This is a genomic window from Lysobacter sp. GQ73 (assembly GCF_059758755.1).
The window spans coordinates 1-19,861 of the sequence record NZ_JCAXEE010000005.1 but is presented as its reverse complement, the minus strand read 5'-3'; the positions used below and the strand labels follow the sequence as shown (position 1 = coordinate 19,861).

15 protein-coding genes and 1 pseudogene are annotated in these 19,861 nt (G+C 70.1%); 5 read left to right on the top strand and 11 right to left on the bottom strand.

Going from position 1 to position 19,861, the window contains the following annotated elements; translation table 11 throughout:
* Positions 1-14: 14 nt before the first annotated feature.
* From AC6CH2_RS15255 to AC6CH2_RS15245, 3 genes are all read left to right on the top strand, one after another.
* Positions 15-1,097, top strand: a complete 1,083-nt coding sequence (locus AC6CH2_RS15255) for a hypothetical protein (RefSeq protein WP_498269950.1) — start codon at positions 15-17, stop codon at positions 1,095-1,097.
* Between the two features lie 302 nt (positions 1,098-1,399).
* Positions 1,400-2,359: a hypothetical protein gene (locus tag AC6CH2_RS15250; RefSeq protein WP_498269949.1), complete on the top strand. Its 960-nt coding sequence runs from the start codon at positions 1,400-1,402 to the stop codon at positions 2,357-2,359.
* Positions 2,356-2,841 (top strand): hypothetical protein, encoded by a 486-nt coding sequence (locus tag AC6CH2_RS15245; protein WP_498269948.1) that lies wholly within the window; start codon positions 2,356-2,358, stop codon positions 2,839-2,841. The genes AC6CH2_RS15250 and AC6CH2_RS15245 overlap by 4 nt, the downstream gene beginning before the upstream one ends.
* A gap of 204 nt (positions 2,842-3,045) precedes the next feature.
* Here the strand turns inward: AC6CH2_RS15245 and accC are convergent, their stop codons facing one another.
* The 6 genes from accC to cutA all read right to left on the bottom strand — a co-directional run bounded on the left by accC (position 3,046) and on the right by cutA (position 9,421).
* The gene (gene accC / locus AC6CH2_RS15240) at positions 3,046-4,413 is read right to left on the bottom strand and encodes an acetyl-CoA carboxylase biotin carboxylase subunit (RefSeq protein ID WP_435396103.1); all 1,368 of its coding nucleotides are present in this window, start codon (positions 4,411-4,413) and stop codon (positions 3,046-3,048) included.
* Positions 4,414-4,566: 153 nt separating this feature from the next.
* Entirely contained in the window at positions 4,567-5,049 is a 483-nt protein-coding gene (gene accB / locus AC6CH2_RS15235) for an acetyl-CoA carboxylase biotin carboxyl carrier protein (protein WP_031370285.1), read from the bottom strand.
* A 64-nt stretch (positions 5,050-5,113) separates the two neighbouring features.
* Positions 5,114-5,554, bottom strand: a complete 441-nt coding sequence (aroQ, locus tag AC6CH2_RS15230) for a type II 3-dehydroquinate dehydratase (protein WP_498269947.1) — start codon at positions 5,552-5,554, stop codon at positions 5,114-5,116.
* A 402-nt stretch (positions 5,555-5,956) separates the two neighbouring features.
* Positions 5,957-6,556: a TlpA family protein disulfide reductase gene (locus AC6CH2_RS15225; RefSeq protein ID WP_498269946.1), complete on the bottom strand. Its 600-nt coding sequence runs from the start codon at positions 6,554-6,556 to the stop codon at positions 5,957-5,959.
* A 10-nt stretch (positions 6,557-6,566) separates the two neighbouring features.
* Complete coding sequence (locus AC6CH2_RS15220; protein ID WP_498269945.1) at positions 6,567-9,083, bottom strand: protein-disulfide reductase DsbD; 2,517 nt, start codon at positions 9,081-9,083, stop codon at positions 6,567-6,569.
* Positions 9,080-9,421, bottom strand: a complete 342-nt coding sequence (cutA, locus tag AC6CH2_RS15215; protein ID WP_498269944.1) for a divalent-cation tolerance protein CutA — start codon at positions 9,419-9,421, stop codon at positions 9,080-9,082. Before cutA ends, AC6CH2_RS15220 begins: the two co-directional genes overlap by 4 nt.
* Positions 9,422-9,730: 309 nt before the next feature.
* On the opposite strand from cutA, the gene AC6CH2_RS15210 reads away from it, so the two are divergent.
* Positions 9,731-11,161, top strand: a complete 1,431-nt coding sequence (locus AC6CH2_RS15210) for a virulence factor family protein (RefSeq protein ID WP_498269943.1) — start codon at positions 9,731-9,733, stop codon at positions 11,159-11,161.
* 47 nt (positions 11,162-11,208) lie between these two features.
* On the opposite strand, the pseudogene mprF reads toward AC6CH2_RS15210, so the two are convergent.
* Positions 11,209-13,767 (bottom strand): annotated as a pseudogene (gene mprF / locus AC6CH2_RS15205) (bifunctional lysylphosphatidylglycerol flippase/synthetase MprF); the annotation flags it as partial.
* Positions 13,768-14,104: 337 nt separating this feature from the next.
* Positions 14,105-15,031, bottom strand: a complete 927-nt coding sequence (locus tag AC6CH2_RS15200) for a LysR family transcriptional regulator (protein WP_498269942.1) — start codon at positions 15,029-15,031, stop codon at positions 14,105-14,107.
* Positions 15,032-15,147: 116 nt separating this feature from the next.
* Between AC6CH2_RS15200 and AC6CH2_RS15195 the strand changes: the two genes are divergently transcribed.
* Positions 15,148-16,158: a zinc-dependent alcohol dehydrogenase family protein gene (locus AC6CH2_RS15195; RefSeq protein ID WP_498269941.1), complete on the top strand. Its 1,011-nt coding sequence runs from the start codon at positions 15,148-15,150 to the stop codon at positions 16,156-16,158.
* Positions 16,159-16,414: 256 nt separating this feature from the next.
* Here AC6CH2_RS15195 and AC6CH2_RS15190 read toward each other — a convergent pair whose 3' ends face one another.
* The 3 genes from AC6CH2_RS15190 to AC6CH2_RS15180 all read right to left on the bottom strand — a co-directional run bounded on the left by AC6CH2_RS15190 (position 16,415) and on the right by AC6CH2_RS15180 (position 19,581).
* Positions 16,415-18,238 carry an endonuclease gene (locus AC6CH2_RS15190; RefSeq protein ID WP_498270175.1) on the bottom strand — a complete coding sequence of 608 codons (1,824 nt, stop codon included), beginning with the start codon at positions 18,236-18,238 and terminating at the stop codon, positions 16,415-16,417.
* Between the two features lie 157 nt (positions 18,239-18,395).
* On the bottom strand, positions 18,396-18,815 hold the full coding sequence (locus tag AC6CH2_RS15185; RefSeq protein ID WP_435396110.1) for a helix-turn-helix domain-containing protein: 420 nt from the start codon (positions 18,813-18,815) through the stop codon (positions 18,396-18,398).
* A gap of 394 nt (positions 18,816-19,209) precedes the next feature.
* The gene (locus tag AC6CH2_RS15180) at positions 19,210-19,581 is read right to left on the bottom strand and encodes a cupin domain-containing protein (protein ID WP_435396111.1); all 372 of its coding nucleotides are present in this window, start codon (positions 19,579-19,581) and stop codon (positions 19,210-19,212) included.
* Positions 19,582-19,861 lie beyond the last annotated feature (280 nt).

Genomic DNA, 19,861 nt, shown 5'->3' with positions numbered 1-19,861 from the left:
GGGAGTTCGACGCCATGGAACCGCAGGCCACGCCACCTACCGCCACCGCCCCGCGCAGGTCGTCGCGGGCCTGGATCCTGCTCGGATCGCTCGCCCTAGGCGCCTGCGCGGCCGGCGACGACACCTCCCAGGTCGGTGCCCCTCCGGCGGGGGCCAGCCAAACCGCTGCTGGCCAGGTCGATGCCGCCCGCGCGAACGCGGCCCGGGTCGGCGCCACCCAGGTGGATGCCGCCCCACTCGGCGCCCAAGGCCAAGTCGAGCAACTGCGCCTGGAGGCGGTGACCGAGCTGCCGCGCCATGTCGCGCCGAGCCCGGCGCAGACCGACGACGGCAGCGCGCCGGACTGCGCCGAGGACGCGAAGTCGAGCGAGGGGCGGGCCTCGGTCGCGGCCGGCTGGACCCTTCTCGCCGACCTGGCCTGGAAGGATTACCGCGTGGTCGGGGTGGCGCCGCGCGCGACCCGCGTGGCCGGCTTCGGCTGCATGTTCCCGGCCGCGCGGGTGCTGTTCTTCCGCGAAGGCCGGGCGGTGGCGCAATTACGCGACCTCCAGGCCGACGAGGCCGGCTCCGACAATGCCCGTTTCGATAGTGGTGTCCAGGGCGTGTTCGAGCATCGTGCGGATGCGGCCGGCCAGGCAGGTAGCGAACTGCGGGTCGGCGAATGGCGGATCGCGCGTGCGCGGGTGCTCGCGACCGCCGCCGGCCTGGAACTCGCCGCCTTGACGGAGTCGGACGCTTACTGCGCCGGCGCGGCGACGGTGCCGCGGATCGAGGGCCTGGCTCTGCCGCAGGCGCGGGCGAAGTTGCTCGCCGCCGGCTGGCGCGGCGTGCAGCCCGAGCGCGAAGAGGGCGCCGAGCGTTTTCTGGCCGGCCTGATCGAGGCCGGTTATCCCGAGGTCGTCGACTGCGCCGGCACCGGCCAGGGCTATTGCAACTTCGAATACGCCGCCGACGCTGGCCACCGCCTCGCTGTCACCACCGCCGGCGAGCACGGCGTGGACGAGGGCAAGCCCTATTGGCCGGCGGTCGTCGGCAGCGAAGTGACTTGCGCGGCGCAGGCCGCCGCGGCCCCTCCCGGGCCCGCCTCAGACGGCTGATACGCCGTCTCGCTGAAGTTGGAGATCCATCACGGTTCAGGGTGGTGCGGGCATCGCTGCGGCGCTTGACTTACTATCGGCATCTCGACGAAACACGGTTCATGCCGGTCCAATGCCCGTCCCGGCCCTCACCGGCCGGCCGGCGGACCGGGCAGCGCCCGCGGGCGCTGCGTCCCGCCCGGCATCCGCGCTTCGTCCGGTTCGTGCAAGCAGCGTAGAGGCTCAGAGAAACGGTCTTGATGTCCGATGCCTACCCTTCCGGTTACAAGCCAGGCCCTGGCGGGAAGCCGGGCGGTGCGCGCGTGTCCGGGCGTTCGCTGATCGCGATCATGGGCGTGGCCTTGCTGGCCGCGGCCTTCGTCTATGCCGGCCGGCGCAACAGCGGCGAACAGGCGGTATCGGTCGAAAGCGTGCCGGTGCGGTTCAACGCTGGGCCGCAGCCGGCGGCGCGCGGCCAGGCCGACGCCTCGCGAGACGATTCGGTGCCGGTGGCGGAAAAGAAAACCCCGCCCCGCGGCGCGGTCGCGCCATCGCCGCTGAGGGTGCAGTTCGAGCAGGCGCCGGACCTGTATTCGTATGCGCAGTCGATCCGCTTGCGCGCCGATGCCGGCGAGCCCGAAGCGATCTGGCTGCTGAGCCGGGTCTACGATTACTGCTCGAACTACGCCAGCGCGCCGGCCGACTACGGCAACGACACGCGCACGATCGAGAGCATGAAGCTGCGCGGCGCCGCGACGATGACCGAGGCGCGCAACCGGGTCAGCTCGCGCTGCGCGCGTTTCGCGCCGAGCGACAACCTGAGCTACCAGATGATCTTCCTCAAGCGGGTCGAGGCCGCCCAGGCGGGCAGCCTCGCGGCCGAGGCCTCGCTGCTGGCCGCCGGCAAGCCGCTGGAGAAGACCGAGGAATACCGGCTCAACCTGGTCGATCGGGTGCAGCGCTCCAAGGACCCGGAAGCCTATTCGGCGTTGTCGCCCGGCATGGGCATCGCCGCCAACGGCCGCCGCTGGGGCGATATGCGCGTGGCCGGCACTCAATTCGCGGAACTGGCTTGGCAGTTGGCGGCATGCGAGCTCGGGCAGGATTGCAGTCCCAAGGGTTCGTTGATGACGTCGTACTGCGCCAATGGCGGAATTTGCTCGCAAGACGCCAAACAGGATTTTGCGAGTTTCGTATACGACGCGGCGATCCCGCGTCAGGGGGCGGATGTGGTTGAAGAAATGGTCGATTCGCTGGTCGGCGAACAGAGGACGGTGCAATGAAACGCGAGCACTTCATAAATACGGCCAAGATCGGTTTCTGGGCATTGCTGCTCAGCGCGTATTCGGTCGGCGCAGCCGGCGTGATGATCGACGTGTTCGGCGAGGACTATCGCGACCTGGGACAGGTGGCGGCGACCTCGACGGATTCGAAGACCGAATTGCGTTCGCTGAGTGCGGCCCAGATCGCGGCCGTTTACCGCGCCCAGAGCGGCGCGCCCTTCTCGACCCTGCCGCCCGGCAGCACCTTCAAGGTGGTCTGGCCGGACGGTTCGAGCGAGTACGTGATGGTGGTCAGTCCATCGACGACCGGCGGCATCCAGCCGATCCCGGGCACCCAGGTGCAAGGGGCGGGCAAGAAGTCGTCGGGCAGTTCGGGCGCCTCGGGCAAGGGCCCGGCGCTGTTGCCGGCGTCCTCGTCGGCCGAGCTGACCGAAGCCGACGTGCAGGCGATGACCTCCTGGGTCGAACCGGTACTGCGGTGAGGCCGGACGGCGCACCGGCGAAGGAGCGCTGGCCGTAGGGGCGGCCTGAGCCGCGACCGCCGACGGCGGCCTCGCGGCTCAGGCCGCTGCTGCGGCGCGACCGCGCCGGCGAGCCGCGAAAAAATCAAACGGCCCGCGTCGATGACGCGGGCCGTTTTTTTGCGCGGAAGTTTTCGAAGCGGCGCGCTCGCCGCGGGCGCCGGCTCAGACGATCGATATCGTCTTTTCCTTCTGTTCCTTGAGCCGCTTTTCCAGGTAGTGGATGTTCATCCCGCCCTGCTGGAAGCCGGCATCCGACAGGATCCGCTGCTGCAGCGGGATATTGGTCTTGATGCCGTCCACGACCATCTCGCTGAGCGCCACGCGCATGCGCGCGATCGCGGTGTCGCGGTCGGGCCCGTGCACGATCAGCTTGCCGATCATCGAGTCGTAGTTCGGCGGCACGCGATAGCCTTCGTAGATGTGGCTGTCGACGCGCACGCCGGGGCCGCCGGGCGCATGGAAATGCTGGATCAGGCCCGGACAGGGCATGAAGGTTTCCGGGTCTTCGGCGTTGATCCGGCACTCGATCGCGTGGCCTTCCAGGACGATGTCGCTTTGCTTGATCGACAGCTTGCGGCCGGCCGCGATCATCAACTGTTCGCGCACCAGGTCGATGCCGGTGACCAGTTCGGTGACCGGGTGCTCCACCTGGATACGGGTGTTCATTTCGATGAAGTAGAAGCGGCCGTTCTCGTACAGGAACTCGAACGTACCGGCACCGCGGTAACCGATGCGGATGCAGGCTTCGACGCAGACCTTGCCGATTTCGGCGCGCTGTTCGGCGGTGATGCCCGGCGCCGGCGCTTCCTCGACCACCTTCTGATGGCGGCGCTGCATCGAACAGTCGCGCTCGCCCAGGTGGATCGCGTTGCCCTGACCGTCGGCGAGCACCTGGATCTCGACATGGCGCGGGTTCTCGAGGAACTTCTCCATGTAGACCATGTCGTTGCCGAACGCGGCCTTGGCCTCGGACTTGGTGGTCTGGATCGCGGCGTTGAGGTGGGCCTCGGTATGCACCACGCGCATGCCGCGACCGCCGCCGCCGCCGGCGGCCTTGACGATGATCGGGTAGCCGATCTCGCGCGCGATCTTGATGTTGGCGGCGTTGTCGTCGCCGAGCGGTCCGCCGCTGCCGGGCACGCAGGGCACGCCGGCCTCCTTCATCGCGCGGATCGCCTCGACCTTGTCGCCCATCAGGCGGATGGTCTCGGCGCGCGGGCCGATGAAGATGAAGCCGGACTGCTCGACGCGCTCGGCGAAGTCGGCGTTCTCGCTGAGAAAGCCGTAGCCCGGGTGGATCGCCTGGGCGTCGGTGACTTCGGCCGCGGCGATGATCGAGGCCATGTTGAGATAGCTCTCCGACGACGGCGCCGGCCCGATGCAGACCGACTCGTCGGCCATGGCGACGTGCTTGAGATTGCGATCGACGGTGGAATGCACCGCGACCGTGCGGATGCCCAGCGCGTGGCAGGCGCGCAGGATGCGCAGCGCGATTTCGCCGCGGTTGGCGATGACTACTTTATCGAGCATAGAGATTCCGGAACTCGGGACTCGGGACTGGGGACTCGCAAAGCCGGATCGCGAAGGGGGCCCGGCGCCATCGCTTCGGCATCGACCGCGAAAGCGGCGCCGACGCAGCGATGCGGCCGAGTCCCGTGTCCCGAATCCCGAGTCCCGCGCATGTCAACCAATGACGAACAAAGGCTGATCGAACTCGATCGGCTGGCCGCTCTCGGCCATCACCTTGAGCACGGTGCCGGAAACGTCGGCTTCGATCGGGTTGAACATCTTCATCGCCTCGATGATGCCGAGGGTGTCGCCGGCCTTGACCGCCTGGCCGACGGCGACGAAGGACGGCTTGTCCGGCGCCGGCGAGGCGTAGAAGGTGCCGACCATCGGTGCGCGCACGACGTGGCCGTCGGGCAGGTCGCTGCCGGGCTTGGCGCTGCCGCCGGTGGCCGCTTCGGTCGGCGAGTGCATCGGCATGGCCGGGGCCGGGCGCTGCTCGGCGTAGGGCGCGGCCTGCATCTGCGGCGGCGCGTAGGCATAGCCGCCCTTCGGGGTGCGGGCCAGGCGGACGGATTCTTCGCCTTCCTTGATCTCGATCTCGGCGAGGTTGGATTCCTCGAGCAGGTCGATCAGTTTCTTGATTTTGCGCAGGTCCATGGAGCGGGCCTCTGGTTGGATCGTCGTTGCGGCCCGCGCGAACGCGGCCCGGGCTGGGTGGGTGTCAGGTCGCCAGTCGCTTGATGGCGGCGTCGAGCGCATAGCGGTAGCTGTCTGCGCCGAAGCCGCAGACCACGCCGACGGCGTGGTCGCTGAAATAGCTGTGGCGGCGGAACGGCTCGCGGGTGTGCGGGTTGGACAGGTGGATCTCGATGAACGGGATCGCCACCGCGGCCAGGGCGTCGCGCAGGGCGACGCTGGTATGGGTGAAGGCGGCCGGATTGATCAGGATCGTCGCCGTGCCGTCGGTCCGCGCCGCCTGGACGCGGTCGACCAGGACGTGCTCGGCGTTCGACTGCAGGCTGTCCAGCACGTGTCCGGCGGCCTGGGCGCGGTCGCGCAGCCCGGCGTCGATCTCGGCCAGGGTGGTGCGGCCGTAGACCTCCGGCTCGCGCGTGCCGAGCAGATTGAGGTTGGGGCCGTGCAGGACCAGGAGCTTGGCCATCGGGACCGGACGGTTGCCTTCAAAGGGCGGCAGTTTGCGTGAAGCCCGGGCTGCTGTCCAGAAGTTGCCCGCCAAATCGGCGAAGTTGCCGCGATTTAAGCGGTTGTTTGAGTGGCGACTCTAGAATGCCGGCACGTTGGCCGGCGTCGCCGTGTTTTCGTGACCGGTTCGGCGCATTTGCCGGCAGGGCGGCGATTTCGCCAAAGGACCGAGAGATCCGCAGGGGTCCGCGCCGCCCATTCGAGCACGATCCCGCGCGGCCAAGCCGGTAACCGGTAAGCGGAATCGGCAGTCGCCGGCCACGCGCGGCGGGGCGGCTGGCCGACGATCGGCGGGTTTTCGTCGAGGTTGCCGCCGCCGGGTGGCGTGGCGTTACCGCCGCCTCTTCGAGCCGGACCGGGCTCAGTCGACCCAGCCCTCGATCTCGCCGTCCTCGAACGGGCCGATGCGTTGCTTGACCAGCTTGCCGTCGGCGCCGATCAGCACCGTATACGGCAGCACGCCCTTGAGGTTGCCGAGGCGGACCCCGGCGTCGCGCGGGCCCGGCGCGTCGAGCAGGATCGGGTAATCCACCGGCACCCGCTGCAGGAACGCGGCGACGTCCTCGGCGTTGTCGAGGGCGATGCCGACCACCTGCGTGCCGTGACCGCCCTGGGCCTTGGCGTAGCGGTTCAGTTCGGGCATTTCCTTGATGCAGGGCCCGCACCAGCTGGCCCACAGATTGATCAGGATCGGTCGCCCGGCATAGGCCTGCGGCAGCTGCGAGGGCCGGCCGTCGAGGCCGGGCAGGGTCAGCGCCGGCATCGCCTGGCCCAGGCTCGCCACCGCGAGGTCGGCCGGCGGCTTGGGCGCGCTGCGGGTCATGCGTTCCTGCAGGACGCGCTGGCCGAGGTCGGTGCGCATCAGCCAGCCGTCCCCGCCGAGCAGTTGCCCGGCGAGCAGGCCGAGCGCGCCCGCGCCGAGCGCCAGGGCCACGAGTTTGACCGTCGGGGAGATCGCCATCGCCGCGGCCTCAGCGGTTCGCGGCGCGCGCGCGTTGCGCGCGGTCGGCGAAGGCCGGCGCTTTTTCGAAGCCGAACAGGCGCAGCTCGCGGCGTTCGGCGCCGGCGACGAAGTACAGGGTCGCCGGCGGGCCGATGATCTGCAGCCGCTTCATCAGCGCCTGGTCGATCTCGTCGTTCGCGGTCACGTCGACCTTGAGCAGGACGAAGCCCTTCAGCGCCTCGTGCACCTGCGGCTCGGGGAAGGTGTACTTCTCCATCTCCTTGCAGGCCACGCACCAGTCGGCATAGAAATCGAGCATCAGCGGCTGGCCGGCGGCCTGCGCAGCGGCGATCTCGCGGTCGAGGTCGGCGCCGGACTTGATCTTGCGGAACGGCAGCTCGGTGCTTTGCGCGGCATGATCGCCGCGCAGGCCGGCGAGCGGCTGCAGCGGGTCGTCGCTGCCGGCGAGGGCGCCGACCACCTGGGAGGCGCCGGCCAGGCCGAGCAGCAGCGTCGCCAGCCAGGCGAAAGTACGCGGGCCCTGGCCGACCGTCTTGCCGCCGACCGACAACGCGGCCATCACCGCCGCGCCGAGCGACAGCGCGCCCCACAGCGCCAGGGTGACCGGGCCGGGCAGGATGCGCGACAGCATCCACACCGCCATGCCGATGAAGATCAGGCCGAAGGCGCGCTGCACCGCGACCATCCACGGGCCGGTGGTCGGCAGGCCCTTGCCGGCGGCGACGCCGAACGCGATCAGCGGCGCGCCCATGCCCATGGCGAGCGCGAACAAGGCCGCGCCGCCGAACACCGGGTCGCGGGTCTGGCCGATGTAGAGCACGGCGGCGGCGAGTGGCGGCGCGACGCAGGGGCCGACGATCAGCGCCGACAAGGCGCCCATGCTCGCGACGCCGAGCCAGGAGCCGCTGCGCTGGCGATTGCTGGCTTCGCTGAGGCGGCTGCGCAGCGCATGCGGCAGCTGCAGTTCGTACAGGCCGAAGCTCGACAGCGACAGCACCACGAACAGCAGCGCGAACAGCACGATCACCCACGGCGTCTGGAAGGCGATCTGCAGATTGGCGCCGGCCAGGCCGGCGACGATGCCGGCGAGGGTGAACACCACCGCGCTCGCCAACACGTAGACCAACGACAGCGAGAACGCGCGGCGCGCGCTCAAGCCCGGACCCTGGCCGACGATCAGGCCCGACAGGATCGGCACCATCGGCAACACGCAGGGCGTGAACGCGAGCAGCAGGCCGAAGCCGAAGAAGGTCAGCAGCGCCCAGTAGCGGTTCGCGCCCTTGAGCGAGGCGGCGAGCAGGCTGTCTTCGGCCTGCGGCGCGGTCGCGTCCGAGGGATTCGTTGCGGGCGCAGGCGCATCGTCGCCGGGGGCGAGGCTGGCCGCGCCGGTCGCGGGCGTCGGGTCGGTGGCGGCCAGGCCGGAAGCGGGGGTGGCGGCGGCCGCGGCGATGCCCGTGGCGTTCGCTTGCGCCGATGCGGCGGCGCTGGCCGGCGCTGCGCCGGGCGCGACAGTGTCGGCGGCCGCCGCGGTGCTTGCGCTCGGTTCGACGAGCGCGCTCGCCAGGGTTCCGCGAGGCAGCTCGAGGGTGACTTTGCGAGTCATCGGCGGATAGCAGATGCCGTCGGTCTGGCAGCCCTGGAAGTTCGCGGTGAGAGTCAGCGTGGCGGCGTCGGCCTGCTGGCGCAGCAGCGGCAGCGGCACGTCGATCTGGTCGAAGAACACGGTGACGTCGCCGAAGTGCTCGTCGCGGTGCGCGGTGCCGCGCGGCCACCGCGGCTTGCCGGCGGCGATCGCGGCCCGGTCGGTCTTCAGCGAGGTCTTGTCGCGGTACAGGTAATAGCCGCGCGCCGGGGTGAAGCGCAGCAACAGGGTGTCGCCGTCGCTGACGATGGCCTCGAAACCGAAGGCCTGCTCGGGCGGCAACGGCAAGGCATCGGTGCCGGCGTTCGCGGCCGTAGGCGCACCGAGCGGGCTGCTGCCGAGCAAGGGATTGGCGCCGCCGCGCGGGCCGAACGACACCAGCGGCGCGGCCGCGGGAGCCGGATCCACCGCCGCGGCGGGCGCGGCCAGCGCGACGTTGACGGTGCGGGTCTGCGGCGGATAGCAGATGCCTGCGTCGGCGCAGCCCTGGTATTTGACGGTAAGCCGGGTGCTGCCGGCCTTGGCCTGGCCGGGCAGGGTGGCGACGACGCGGTCGCGGTAGGTCTCGACGTCGCCGAAGAACTCGTCCTTGTAAGCCTTGCCCTTCGGCAACTGCAGCGCCTGCGCGGCGAAGCCGGCGTCGCTCTTGACCGAGATGCGGTGCTTGTACAGGTAATAGCCCGGCGCGACCTTCCACGACACCGCGATGCGGTCGGCGCCGCCGGCCTCGGCCGCGAGCACGAAGGCCTCGTCGACCGGCAGCAGGTCTTTTTCGTCGACCGCGAGCGCCGGCGCGGCGAACAGCGCGGCCAGGCAGGCGATGGTGTAGGCGAGGGCGGCGCCGGCGCGCGGGCGCCGGCCGGAAAGCAGGTCGTCGGTCATCGGTCTCGGGTCTGTTCGGCCACCCAGCGCAGGTACGGGTCGAGGCCGTCGCCGACTTCGACCACCAACGCCTCCGGCAGTTCATATGGATGCAGCTCGGCGATCCGCTGGAGCACCGCGGAGGCCAGGGCGGGGGTGGTCTTGATCAGCAACTGGACCTCGGTCGCATGTTCGATGCGGCCTTGCCAGCGATAAGTCGAGCGCACCCCCGGCCAACGGCTCACGCAGGCGGCGAGCCGTTCCTCGACCAGGGCCAGCGCGATGGCGTCGGCGGTGGTCTCGTCGGGGCAGGTGCTGAGCACCAGCCTCGGTAGCGGAATGGAGTCGGTGAGGGGCATCCGGCCAAGTGTAAGGCCGCCGCGGGGAGCGGCCTAACCCGGACCTGCTGGTTCGGGCCGGATCGGGGCCGGGCCGGACCGGACCGGACCGGACGGCACGGTACCTCGGGCTCCGTCACAGAAAGCGCTGCTGTCTGAATCGTCTCCAGGCACAGCCGAAGACCTCGCCGAGCCGCCTCGGCCAGCGCCGTCGGCGCCTGCAGGCGCACTTCCCATTGAAGAGGGGCAGGGATTTGCTCTTGCGGCGGACGCACCTAACCCCATCCAACCCCGATGGTATAAGCCCAGGCATCCCAGGAGGTGCAGCGCGTGCCCTTAACGATCCGTGCCCGATGGGCCTTGTTCCTGCTGCTGATCGCAGCGCCGTACTGCGCTGCGGTGGCCGCGCCACCGGCAGCCGCGCCCGAGCCCGGGCTTGCGCGCAGCGTGTCCCACGGCCGCTTCCAGAACATCCCGGTGCGCTTGCCGGCCGGCGAGGCGCGCCGCTTCGTGCTGTGGTTCGCCGACGGCCTCGACGCCGCGCAACGCAAGGCGCGCATCGCCGCCCTGGTCGCCGACGGTGCGATGGTCGCGACGGTCGAGGTCGCCGCGCTCGAACGCGACCTGCGCCGGGACGGCGGCGCCTGCGCGTTCTCCTCCGGCGACGTCGAAAATTTCTCGCGCTTCGTCCAGGCCTATTACCGTCTGCCGACCTACCGCCTGCCGCTGTTGCTCGGCGACGGCGAGGGCGCCGCCCTGGCCTATGCGATCGCCGCCCAGGGCGACGCGGCCGTGTTCGCTGGCGCGGTCGCGGTCGATTTCTGCCCGCGCCTGGCCCTGGCGCGCGCCGTGTGCCCGTCCCAGGCCTTGAAGCTGGCGCCGGCGCGCAACGGCCGCTCGGCGCAGCTGCAGCCCTCGGCGCTGTCCGTGCCCTGGCTGGTCGCCGCCGCGCGCCGGGACGACCGCGGCGCGCAGTGCCCGGAAGCCGCGAGCGATGCGTTCGTCGCCGCGATTCCGCAGGCGCGTCGTTTCGCCCGCGATGCCCGCGGCGATGCCACGCCGGGCCTGCGCGCGGCCTTGATCAGCCTCGGTGCGCAAGGCCATGTCAGCGCGCCGCCGCCGCCGGCCGATCTGAAGGGCTTGCCGCTGACCGAGATCGCCGCGAGCGGCAGCGTCCATCGCGACAGCTTCGCGATCTTCGTCTCCGGCGACGGCGGCTGGGCCGGCTTCGACCAGAGCCTGGCCGAACGCCTGGCGAAAGCCGGGGTGCCGGTGGTCGGCGTCGATTCGCTGCGCTACTTCTGGAGCCCGCGCACGCCGCAGGGCTTCGCCGCCGACCTCGACCGCATCGTCGGCTACTACCGCGCGCACTGGCGGCGACCGCGGGTGCTGTTGATCGGTTTCTCGCAAGGGGCCGACGTGTTGCCGGCGGCGTACAACCGCTTGCCGTCGCCGACCCGCGAGGCGGTCGCGCTGACCACCCTGATTTCGGTCGGCGAAAAAGCCGAGTACGAGTTCCATCTGAGCAACTGGATCGGCAGCAGCGGCCGCGGCCTGCCGATCGCGCCGGAGATCGCGCGCATGCCGGCGGCGCGCACGCTGTGTCTGTACGGCGCCGACGACGATGACGCGCTGTGTCCGAGATTGCCGGCCGCCGCCGCGCGGGTCGGGAAACTGCCGGGCGATCACCACCTCGACGGCGACTACGACGGTGTCGCCGCGCGGGTGTTGTCGGCGGCCGGTATCGCGCCGGGTTCCTGAGCCTCGGGCGCGCGGGTCGGGAAGCGCGCGATGCGATGCTCGCTCTCGTCGTGGCGGCGCGGGTCGAGCGAGATCAAACGGGTCACGTCGATCAAGGCCGCCGGCAGGTGCATGCCACCGGGCGCGGCGAGGTAACGGGTGCGCCAGACCGGGTCGTACTTGGCCTTGAAGCGGCGCAGGCCGACGAAGCCATAGAAACGCTCGCCGTGGCGCGCGACCAGGTTGGCGAAGCGGTTCCAGCGCCCGGCCAGCCGATGCTGCGGCAGCCCGGACAAAGGCGCCATGCCGAGCGAAAAGCGTTCGTAGCCATGATCGCGCCCCCAGCCCAACAACTCGGCGAACAGGAAATCCATCGTGCCCTTCGGCGCGGCCTCGCTGTGGCGCATCAGGTCGACCGACAACTCGCGGCCGTTGGTGGCGTTCCACAGATTGGCGAAGGCGACGATGCGGCCGTCCAGCTCCACCAGGGCGACCGGCAGGCGCTGCAGATACTCGGCATCGAAATGGCCGAGCGAGAAGCCTTTCTCCTCGCCGGATTTGTGCTCCAGCCAGTCCTCGGAAATCTCCGCGAGCAAGGGCAGCAGGGCCGCGACGTCCTCGGCCGGGGCGATGCGGAAACTCAGCCCGGCGCGCTTGCCGCGGTTCCAGGCCTGGCGCAATTCGGCGCGAGCCGGCCCCTGCAGGCTGAAATCGGCCAGCGGCACCAGCGCTTCCTCGCCGAGCTTGACCAGGCTCAGGCCGAGGTCGAGATAGGTCTGCCAATGCTGTTCGCCGACCTGGTAGAACACCGGCCGCATGCCGAGCCGGTCGGCCTCCTCGCGGAAACGCCAGATCAGCGCACGCGCCACCTCGGGCGGGCCGACCGGGTCGCCCATCGCGATCAACGAGCCGCCGTAGCGTTGCATCATCGCGAAGCCGCGCTGTTGCGGATCGAGCAGCAGCGCCTTGTCGCCGGTCAGGGCCAGATGCGCCTGGCTGTCGTCGGCCACGGCGAGGATCGGCCGGATCGCCGCGAGTTCGGCTTCGCCCGCCGCCGGCAACGGCGCGCGCGCCGCGTGCAGCAGGCGCGCCAGGCCGAAGGCGATGACGGTGACGCTGACCAGCAGCATCGCCCGCAAGGCGCGCGGCGCGTTGCTCGACACCAGGAATTCCCACCACAGCTCGTTGCGGTACTCGACGTGGCTGTAGGCGAAGAACAACAGCCAGACCGCGGCGATCAACACCAGGCCGAGATTGCGCAGCCAACGCCACGACCAGGCTTCGTCGAGCAGCGCGCCTTCGCGATAGAACTCGCGCCGCGCCGCCCACAGCGCGACCGCCACCAGCGGCGGCGCCAAGGCCAGGCTGAGGTGGCCGCCGCGCAGCCAGGCCGGCAAGGGCAGCACGACGCACACCGCCAGCGCCAGCGCCCACGCGGCATGGCTGCGGCGCTGCAGGCCCTGGCCGATCAGCAACAGGCCGACCCCGCCGAGGCTGGCGAGCAATTGCGAGGTCTCGATCAAGGGCAGCGGCGCACCGACCAGGCGATGGCGCGGTTTCGGCAAGGTGCCGTCGAGGATCAGGGCGGCGCCGAGCACGAACGCGGCGAGCGCGATCACCTGCGGCAGCCACGGCCGGATCGCGAGCCAGGCGGTGCGCAGAGCGCCGGCGCGCGCCGCGACCGGCCCGCGCACGGCGCCGACCATGCCGATCAGCGTCGCCAGGGCCAGGGGCAGGGCGTAGTAGGTGATGCGATAAGCCAGCGCCGCGGCGAGGAGAGTCGCCGGCGCCACGCCCGGCAGCAGCTTGAGCAGGCTCCACTCGAACACGCCGATGCCGGCGGGCACGCTCGACAACAATCCGGCGACCGTCGCGACCAGGTACAGGCCGACGAAGCCGATGAAGTCGGTGCCGGCGATCGGCGCCAGCAGGACGTACAACGCGCTGCCGGCCAGGGCCAGTTCGACCACGCTCAGGGCGGTCACCGCGAGCACGGTGCGGCGATCCGGCAGCCACAGCGCGTGGCCGCGCCAGCGCAGGGTGCGGCCGTCGCGCCCGACCGCGAACCACAGGCCGACGAAGCCGAGCGCGATCGCCGCGCCGATCGCGCGGATCGTCGTTTCGCCGAGCGGCAGCAGCAAGGCCGTCGGCGCCGGTTCGAACAACAAGGCGCAGGCCAGCAACACCCAGGCGCCGAACACGAAGCCGAGCGTGCTCATCAACACGACCTGGCCGATGTCGGCCAGCGACAGCCCGGCCGCGCCGTAGCCGCGCAGACGCACCGCGCCGCCGGTCAGCGCGGCGAAACCGAGCGAGTGCCCGACCGCGTTGGCGAGGAAAGCGGTGACGACCAGACGCAGCGGTTTGACCTTGCTCGCGTTGCCGCGCAGGCCGATCGCGTCGAACCCGACCAGGCAGGCATAGCTGGCGAGGCCGAGCAGGAAGGCCAGGACGATGCGGCGGTCCTCCAACTGGGCGAAGGCGTGCCGGATCGAACGGTAGCCCTGCCCGCTGAACTCCCCGGCGAGCGCATGCAGGGCCAGCGCGAGGATCGCCAGGCTGGCGAGCATCGACAGCGCGCGGCGCCAGGAGCGGGGGACGGTAGCGGCAGGAGGCGGCGGAGTCATCGGCGGGCGGTGGGAGCGACGGGCAAGCTTTCAGCAAACGGCGCGAAAGCGGAATGAGGGACCGGGCTTGGAGTGGGGCGGAGGCGGTTGGTTCCTTTGGCGGAGCTGAGAGCAAGTCCGGTCGCCGCCGTTGCAGTGGGGGCTTTATGGCTGTGGAGAGGGAGCGGGCGAGTACCGGTTCCTGCCGCTCTTGCTGCGGCCTGGGTCGGCAAGTGCAAGCGACGATGAACCATCGCCCCGTTGGGCGAAGGGGGCGAGCGCCCGGCGTGGCCCGGTGTCGAGGCGGAACCTCAACGGGCCGGATTGGCTCTGCGTCGAAGCGAGGACTGCATCGCTCTCAGCCTTGCCCGGCGATCACCCGATCCCACACCGCCGGTTCGCCGATGGTCGCTTCGAGGAAGTCGATGAAGGCCTCGACCTTGCGTGGGCGGTAGTCGCGGCTCGGGTACACCGCGTAGATGCCGATCGGCAGCAGGCTCCAGTCCGGCATCACTTCGACCAGGCGTCCGCTGGCGAGCTCCCCGGCGACGGCGAAGGTGGCGGTCTGCAGGATGCCGCGGCCGTGCACGGCGGCATCGACCAGCGGCACGCCGTAGTTCGCTTTCAAACGGCCCTGCACCGGCACCCGCAGCGGTTCGCGGTCGCGGTGGAATTCCCAGGTCGGGGTGTCGCGGAACAAGGTGTAGTGCAGGCAGTCGTGCTCGATCAGCTCGGCGGGCGTACGCGGTGCGCCGCGCCGTGCGAGGTAGCCGGGCGAGGCCACCAGGATCCGTCGCGTCTGCGCGATGCGGCGCGCGACCAGGCGCGAATCGCTGAGCGCGCCGATCCGGATCGCGGCGTCGAAGCCGGCGCCGATCAGGTCGACGAAGCGGTCGTCGAACTGCAGGTCCAGGTCGATGCCGGGCCAGCGCTGCAGGAAGGCCTCGAGGTGCGGCATCACGTACAGCCGGCCGAAATTCATCGGTAACGACACCCGCAGTTCGCCGCGCGGTTGCGCCGACAGGTCGTGCACGCGCTCGCCGGCGGCGAGGATCTGCGCCAGCGCCGGCGCGACCTCGGCGTAGTAGTGGCGGCCGGACTCGGTCAGGCTCAGCCGCCGGGTCGAACGGTTGAGCAACTTGGCGCCGAGCCGCGCCTCCAGGGTGTTGAGGCGGCGGGTGATCGCGCCCGGGGTGACCTGCAACTGCTTCGCCGCGGCGGTGAAGCTGCCGTGCTGGAGGATGGCCTCGAAGGCCTCGAGTTCGGAATACAGCCCGCCGATCATTGTTGAGTCATCCTCAATGATGAGTTGCCATCTTGATCCTATATCAGCGAACGGCTCAACAATAGTCTGAGCATTCCCCACCCAGCCGGTCTCCGGACCGCCAGCGGAGCACCACCATGGATGCCTATCTACTCCAGGGCCACAGCCTCGACAGCCTGCGTCGCGTCGACCTGCCCGAGCCCCAGCCCGGCCGCGGCCAGGTGCGGATCCGGGTCGCCGCGGCCTCGGTCAACTACCGCGACTACGCCCTCGCCACCGGCCGCTATCAGCCGGAACTGCCGCGGCCGTTCGTGCCGCTGTCCGACGGCGTCGGCCGGATCGAGGCGGTCGGCGACGGGGTCGAGGGCTACGCGCCCGGCGACCGCGTGCTCGGCCACTACACCACCGCCTGGATCGACGGGCCGTTCCGGTCGGCCAACCACCTCAGCAAGCTCGGCGGCCCGCTCGATGGCTGGCTGGCGCGCCAGCTCGTGCTGCCGGCCAGCGCGATCCTGCCCGCGCCGGCGTTCCTCGGCGATGCGGCGGCCTCGACCCTGCCGGTGTCCGGCCTCACCGCCTGGAGCGCGTTGCAACGCATGGACCTGCGGCCCGGCGCCAGCGTGCTCGTGCAAGGCACCGGCAGCGTGTCCTTGATGGCCCTGCAGCTCGCGGTCGCGCGCGGCCTCGAGGTGATCGCGACCACCGGCGATGCCGGCAAGGCCGAACGCTTGCGTGCGCTCGGTGCGCGCGCGGTGATCGATTACCGGCAGCGCCCCGGCCTGGCCGCGGCGGTGCGCGAACTCACCGACGGCCGCGGCGTCGACGGCATCGTCGACGTGGTCGGCGGCCCGCAATTCCTCGACCTGCTGCAGGCCGCCGCCGACAACGCCCACATCGCGGTGATCGGTTTCCTGCACGGCATGCAGGTCGAGGGGAACCTGATCGGGCCGATCATGGCGCGCCAGCTCAACATTCACGGCATCAGCGTCGGCAGCCGGCGCGACTTCGAGGCCTTTCTCGCCGAGCTCGAACGCCATCGCATCGAGCCGGTGGTCGGTACGCGCTACGGTTTCGACGACGGCGTCGCGGCGATCGCCTCGATGGCCGGCGCGCGCGAGCTCGGCAAGCCGGTGGTGGTGTTCGATTGAGATGCTTTTGCTCGTCGTCTCCGCGCAGGCGGAGATCCACCGGGCTTTCATGCCGGAACGTTCGGGGGGCTCCGGCACTCGGCCAGGCGCTCCAGGCCCGGCGTTGATGGATGCACGAGCCAGTGGCCCGCAAGCGCGGCCATTCACTGCCGCCTGCGCGGGGACGACGGCAGATGGTTGCGCAAGCGTCGCGGTTCCAGCGTAAAAAACGAACGCCCGCATCCGCGGGCGTTCGTCGTTGCGCGTTCCCTGGCGATCAGGGAATCAGCTGGCAGCTCGCCGGCTTGGCCGAGTTGAACAACGAAGCCGTCGCCCACTCCGGGTGATCGATGAAGGGGTTGCGGTTGCCCTGGAAGCTGAAGATCACTTCGTTGCGCGCCAGCTCGGCGGCATCCGGCGGATCGGCCTGATGCCACGACAGCAACGTGGTCAGCAAGCCCATGTAGGCCGGCGAGGACGAAGTGATGACGATCTTGCTGCGGTCGTCGGTCAGTTCCAGGTCCGGTTCGCTCTGGCCGTTGTTCGGGTCGGTGCCGCCTTCGTAACGGATCGCCATGTACAGCACGGCGCGCGCGATGTCGCCCTTGCGCTTGCCCCAGACCTGGAACGAACCGGCGTTGCCGTCGGGCGTCTTGTACCAGTTGGAGTTGCCCGGGTAGACGCCGCTGCCGCCGCCGCTGCCGTTATTGACCTCGGTGACGCGCTCGCCGCAGCCGCTCGACAGCGAGCAGTCGGCGAAGGGCTTGTTGCCGCGGTCGGCGTTGTAGCCGGCATCGGTCAGGTACAGCATGTGGGTGTCGGTGTAGGGCGCGTACGGCAGGCCGAGGTTGCCGGTGGCCGAGCCGAAGCCGAGCGAGTTCGGCCAGGTGTGTTCGCGGTTGTACTTCACCCCGGTGCCGCTGCCCGCGCGATCGGTGACCTTGACGAAGCTGCGGTTCTTGTAGGCGTCGAGGATGCGGCCGGCGTTGTTGGGATCTTCGTCGGCGATCTCCAGGATCGTCCAGGTGTTGGTGGTGCCGCCGCTGTACGGATAGACCGTGTGGCCCTTGATGGTTTGGTGCAGCGAGCAACGCAACTGGCTGGCGCTGCTGGTGTTGACGTGGGCGTAGTAGCCGGTGCCGCCACCGCCGCCGCTGGCGACGGTGAAGTTGGCCACCGTGTTGGCGGCCGGGTGCGCGCCGCCGGCGTCGCTGACCTGGCTGGCGACGACGGTGAAGGTGCAGCTTTCGCCGGCGTGCAGCGCGGTGCCGGTGGAGGCGGTGATCGCGGTGCCGCTGGACGGGTAGGTCAGGGCGACCGCGCCCGAGGTCGCGCACTGCAGGGTCAGCGCGCCGCTGGCCAGAGTCACCGCTTCGCTGAAGTTGGCGACCAGGTCGCCGGCGGCGGGGAAACCGCTCGCGCCGTTGCTCGGCGTGGTCGAGGTCACGCTCGGCGGCGTGTTCGGCGTCGAGGTGGTGAAGCTCTGGCCGTTGTTGCAGGCGCCGAAGGTCTGGGTCGCCGAGTTCTGCCAGGCGAACTGCGAATACGCGCTGCCGCTGCCCGACAACTGCAGCGAGGTGCCGGCCGCGGTCGAGCCGGATTCCGACACCGGCAGGTTGGTGCTGGTGCGGCCCGAGGCGGGGCCGCCGCTGGCGGTGATCTGGCCTTCGTAGCTCAGGAACTGGACTACGTTGCCGCTGCCGTCGACCAGCGCGAAGCCGTCGTTGGAGCCGTTCTGCAGGCCGTTGGTCGGGTAGCTCAGGGTCGCGATGCGCACGCTGCCGCCGCAGGTGACGACATTGCCGGCCGGCACGAGGTCGTTGTCGTAGGTCACCGCCGACGAGGGCGAGCTGCCGTTGTACAGATAGACGCGGTAGTTGCTCAGCGTTTCGCCGGCGGTCGCGACGATCTCGATGCGCTCGCCGACGTCGCCGGCGGAGGTCGCATCGTCGTAGTGGAATTCGTTGATGAAGACGGCGGCCGAGGCCAGCGAGGGCAACAGGGCGCAGATCGTCAGGGCCAGGCACGCGGCGCGGCGCGGCAGGGCGGGGCGTGCGGGGTGAGGGCGGTGCAGGGCGGTGGATCGGCCACGAACGGACATCGGCATCGAACGGCTCCTTATGTATTGACGACGCGCGCATGCGGAACGCCGCGGTCGATGCGCCCTCCCCGGGCGCATCCGGTCGAGTCTAGTCGTGGTTTGTGACATCGCCTGCTGTGTTGCGTCACGGTTCGCGCCCGTACCTGCGACGGGTTTCTCAAGTTGCGCTGCGCTTGCCGCCGCCGGCGACCGAACGCGCCGGGCGGCCGGTGCGCAGCTCGGCCATTTGCTCGACCACCTCGACCAAAGGCGCCTTGGCGCGCGTGGGCGCCTCGCGAAACGCCTGGATCAACCGCAGTTCCAGCGGGTCGTCGATCAACAAGGCCTCGGCGGCGGCGACCGAATCCATCGCCGTGTCCAGCGACAGGCTCATCTTGCCGCGCCCGGTCGCCAGCCATTCGAACTGCACCCCGGTCACCAGGGCCAGCTCGCGCAGGTGGGCGACGCTCGGGAATTTGCTCTGCGCCGATTCCCAGTGGCCGACCGCGCTGCGTTGCACCCCGACCGCGGCGCCGAGGGCGGCTTGCGAGAGCCCGGCGTGCCGGCGGGCGAGACGGATGCGCTGTTGCGGCGTCATGTGACAGTTCCTGTCGGGTTTGCGGCCGGGATCGCGGGTTCAGCTACCAATAGTCACCGGGTGAACGATAGACGCCCCAGCCCGTGCGTTTGTGCTGTCGTGCCGTGTCGGCAGGTCTATTTATTACAGCGACTTAGGCCGCTAAGCAATCGCGGGCGCTACCGAAAGTAGCGTAATTTCCGGTCGCGCTCTCTGGCAACCGTAGCGTGGACTTCGGATTATGGCCGCACGCCGATAAGGACTTCGGAAAGACAAGAGGTCGGTTCGGGGGGAGGGCGCCGGATAGCGCCATGCAGAGGACAGGCCATCTCCGCACCAAAGAGCGCGTTCCACGGGACGCGCTCTTTTCTTTTGTGCGCCCGGTGGACGAGGGATCATGCCGGACCGATGACGCTCATAGCGGACGCAGTTGCTCGTCGAGCGAACGGGTCTTGTCGGTGACCACGTCGCCGGTGTGCAGGGTGGTCTTGCGCTCGATCAACATCAGATGGCATTCCTCGTCGGCGATCGGGTTGTGGCGCACGCCTTTGGGCACGACGAACATCTCGCCCTCGCCGAGTTCGACCTTGCGGTCCTCCAGCTCGATCACCAGCCGGCCCTTGAGCACCAGGAACAGTTCGTCCTCATCGGCGTGGCTGTGCCAGGCCAACTGCCCCTGCACGCGGGCGACCTTGATATAGGCGTCGTCGACTTCGGCGACCACGCGCGGCGACCAGAACTCGGTCAGCGACGCGGCGATCTGTTTGGGCGAGGTCACGGAAGACATGCGGCAGTCCTGGCGGTGGCGGGGAGGGTTGCAGTCTAGTGCGCGGCGCGGCACGGCGCGCGGTAGAGAAGTCATGGGGGCCGGGGCAGAGGCGGGCGGGTCATGCCGGTGCGCGGCGACGGATGGTTCGCGGTCGCGGCTTGCGCCGCTCCTACCCAGGAGCTGCCGCAGCAGCGCGTCGCTGCGAATCTCTTCCTGTAGGAGCGACGTAAGTCGCGACCACGAAACGCGCAGAGACAACCGGGCCGCCGTCATTCGCCGAGGCGGCGCGATTTCGCCA

Bases quoted from the DNA above. Each gene is read 5' to 3' on its own strand.
- AC6CH2_RS15255 (WP_498269950.1), top strand. From the start codon at position 15: ATGGAACCGCAGGCCACGCCACCTACCGCCACCGCCCCGCGCAGGTCG.
- AC6CH2_RS15225 (WP_498269946.1), bottom strand. From the start codon at position 6,556: ATGGCGATCTCCCCGACGGTCAAACTCGTGGCCCTGGCGCTCGGCGCG.
- AC6CH2_RS15190 (WP_498270175.1), bottom strand. From the start codon at position 18,238: ATGTCCGTTCGTGGCCGATCCACCGCCCTGCACCGCCCTCACCCCGCA.
- accB (WP_031370285.1), bottom strand. From the start codon at position 5,049: ATGGACCTGCGCAAAATCAAGAAACTGATCGACCTGCTCGAGGAATCC.
- accC (WP_435396103.1), bottom strand. From the start codon at position 4,413: ATGCTCGATAAAGTAGTCATCGCCAACCGCGGCGAAATCGCGCTGCGC.
- aroQ (WP_498269947.1), bottom strand. From the start codon at position 5,554: ATGGCCAAGCTCCTGGTCCTGCACGGCCCCAACCTCAATCTGCTCGGC.
- cutA (WP_498269944.1), bottom strand. From the start codon at position 9,421: ATGCCCCTCACCGACTCCATTCCGCTACCGAGGCTGGTGCTCAGCACC.
- AC6CH2_RS15220 (WP_498269945.1), bottom strand. From the start codon at position 9,083: ATGACCGACGACCTGCTTTCCGGCCGGCGCCCGCGCGCCGGCGCCGCC.
- AC6CH2_RS15195 (WP_498269941.1), top strand. From the start codon at position 15,148: ATGGATGCCTATCTACTCCAGGGCCACAGCCTCGACAGCCTGCGTCGC.
- AC6CH2_RS15180 (WP_435396111.1), bottom strand. From the start codon at position 19,581: ATGTCTTCCGTGACCTCGCCCAAACAGATCGCCGCGTCGCTGACCGAG.
- AC6CH2_RS15200 (WP_498269942.1), bottom strand. From the start codon at position 15,031: ATGATCGGCGGGCTGTATTCCGAACTCGAGGCCTTCGAGGCCATCCTC.
- AC6CH2_RS15245 (WP_498269948.1), top strand. From the start codon at position 2,356: ATGAAACGCGAGCACTTCATAAATACGGCCAAGATCGGTTTCTGGGCA.
- AC6CH2_RS15185 (WP_435396110.1), bottom strand. From the start codon at position 18,815: ATGACGCCGCAACAGCGCATCCGTCTCGCCCGCCGGCACGCCGGGCTC.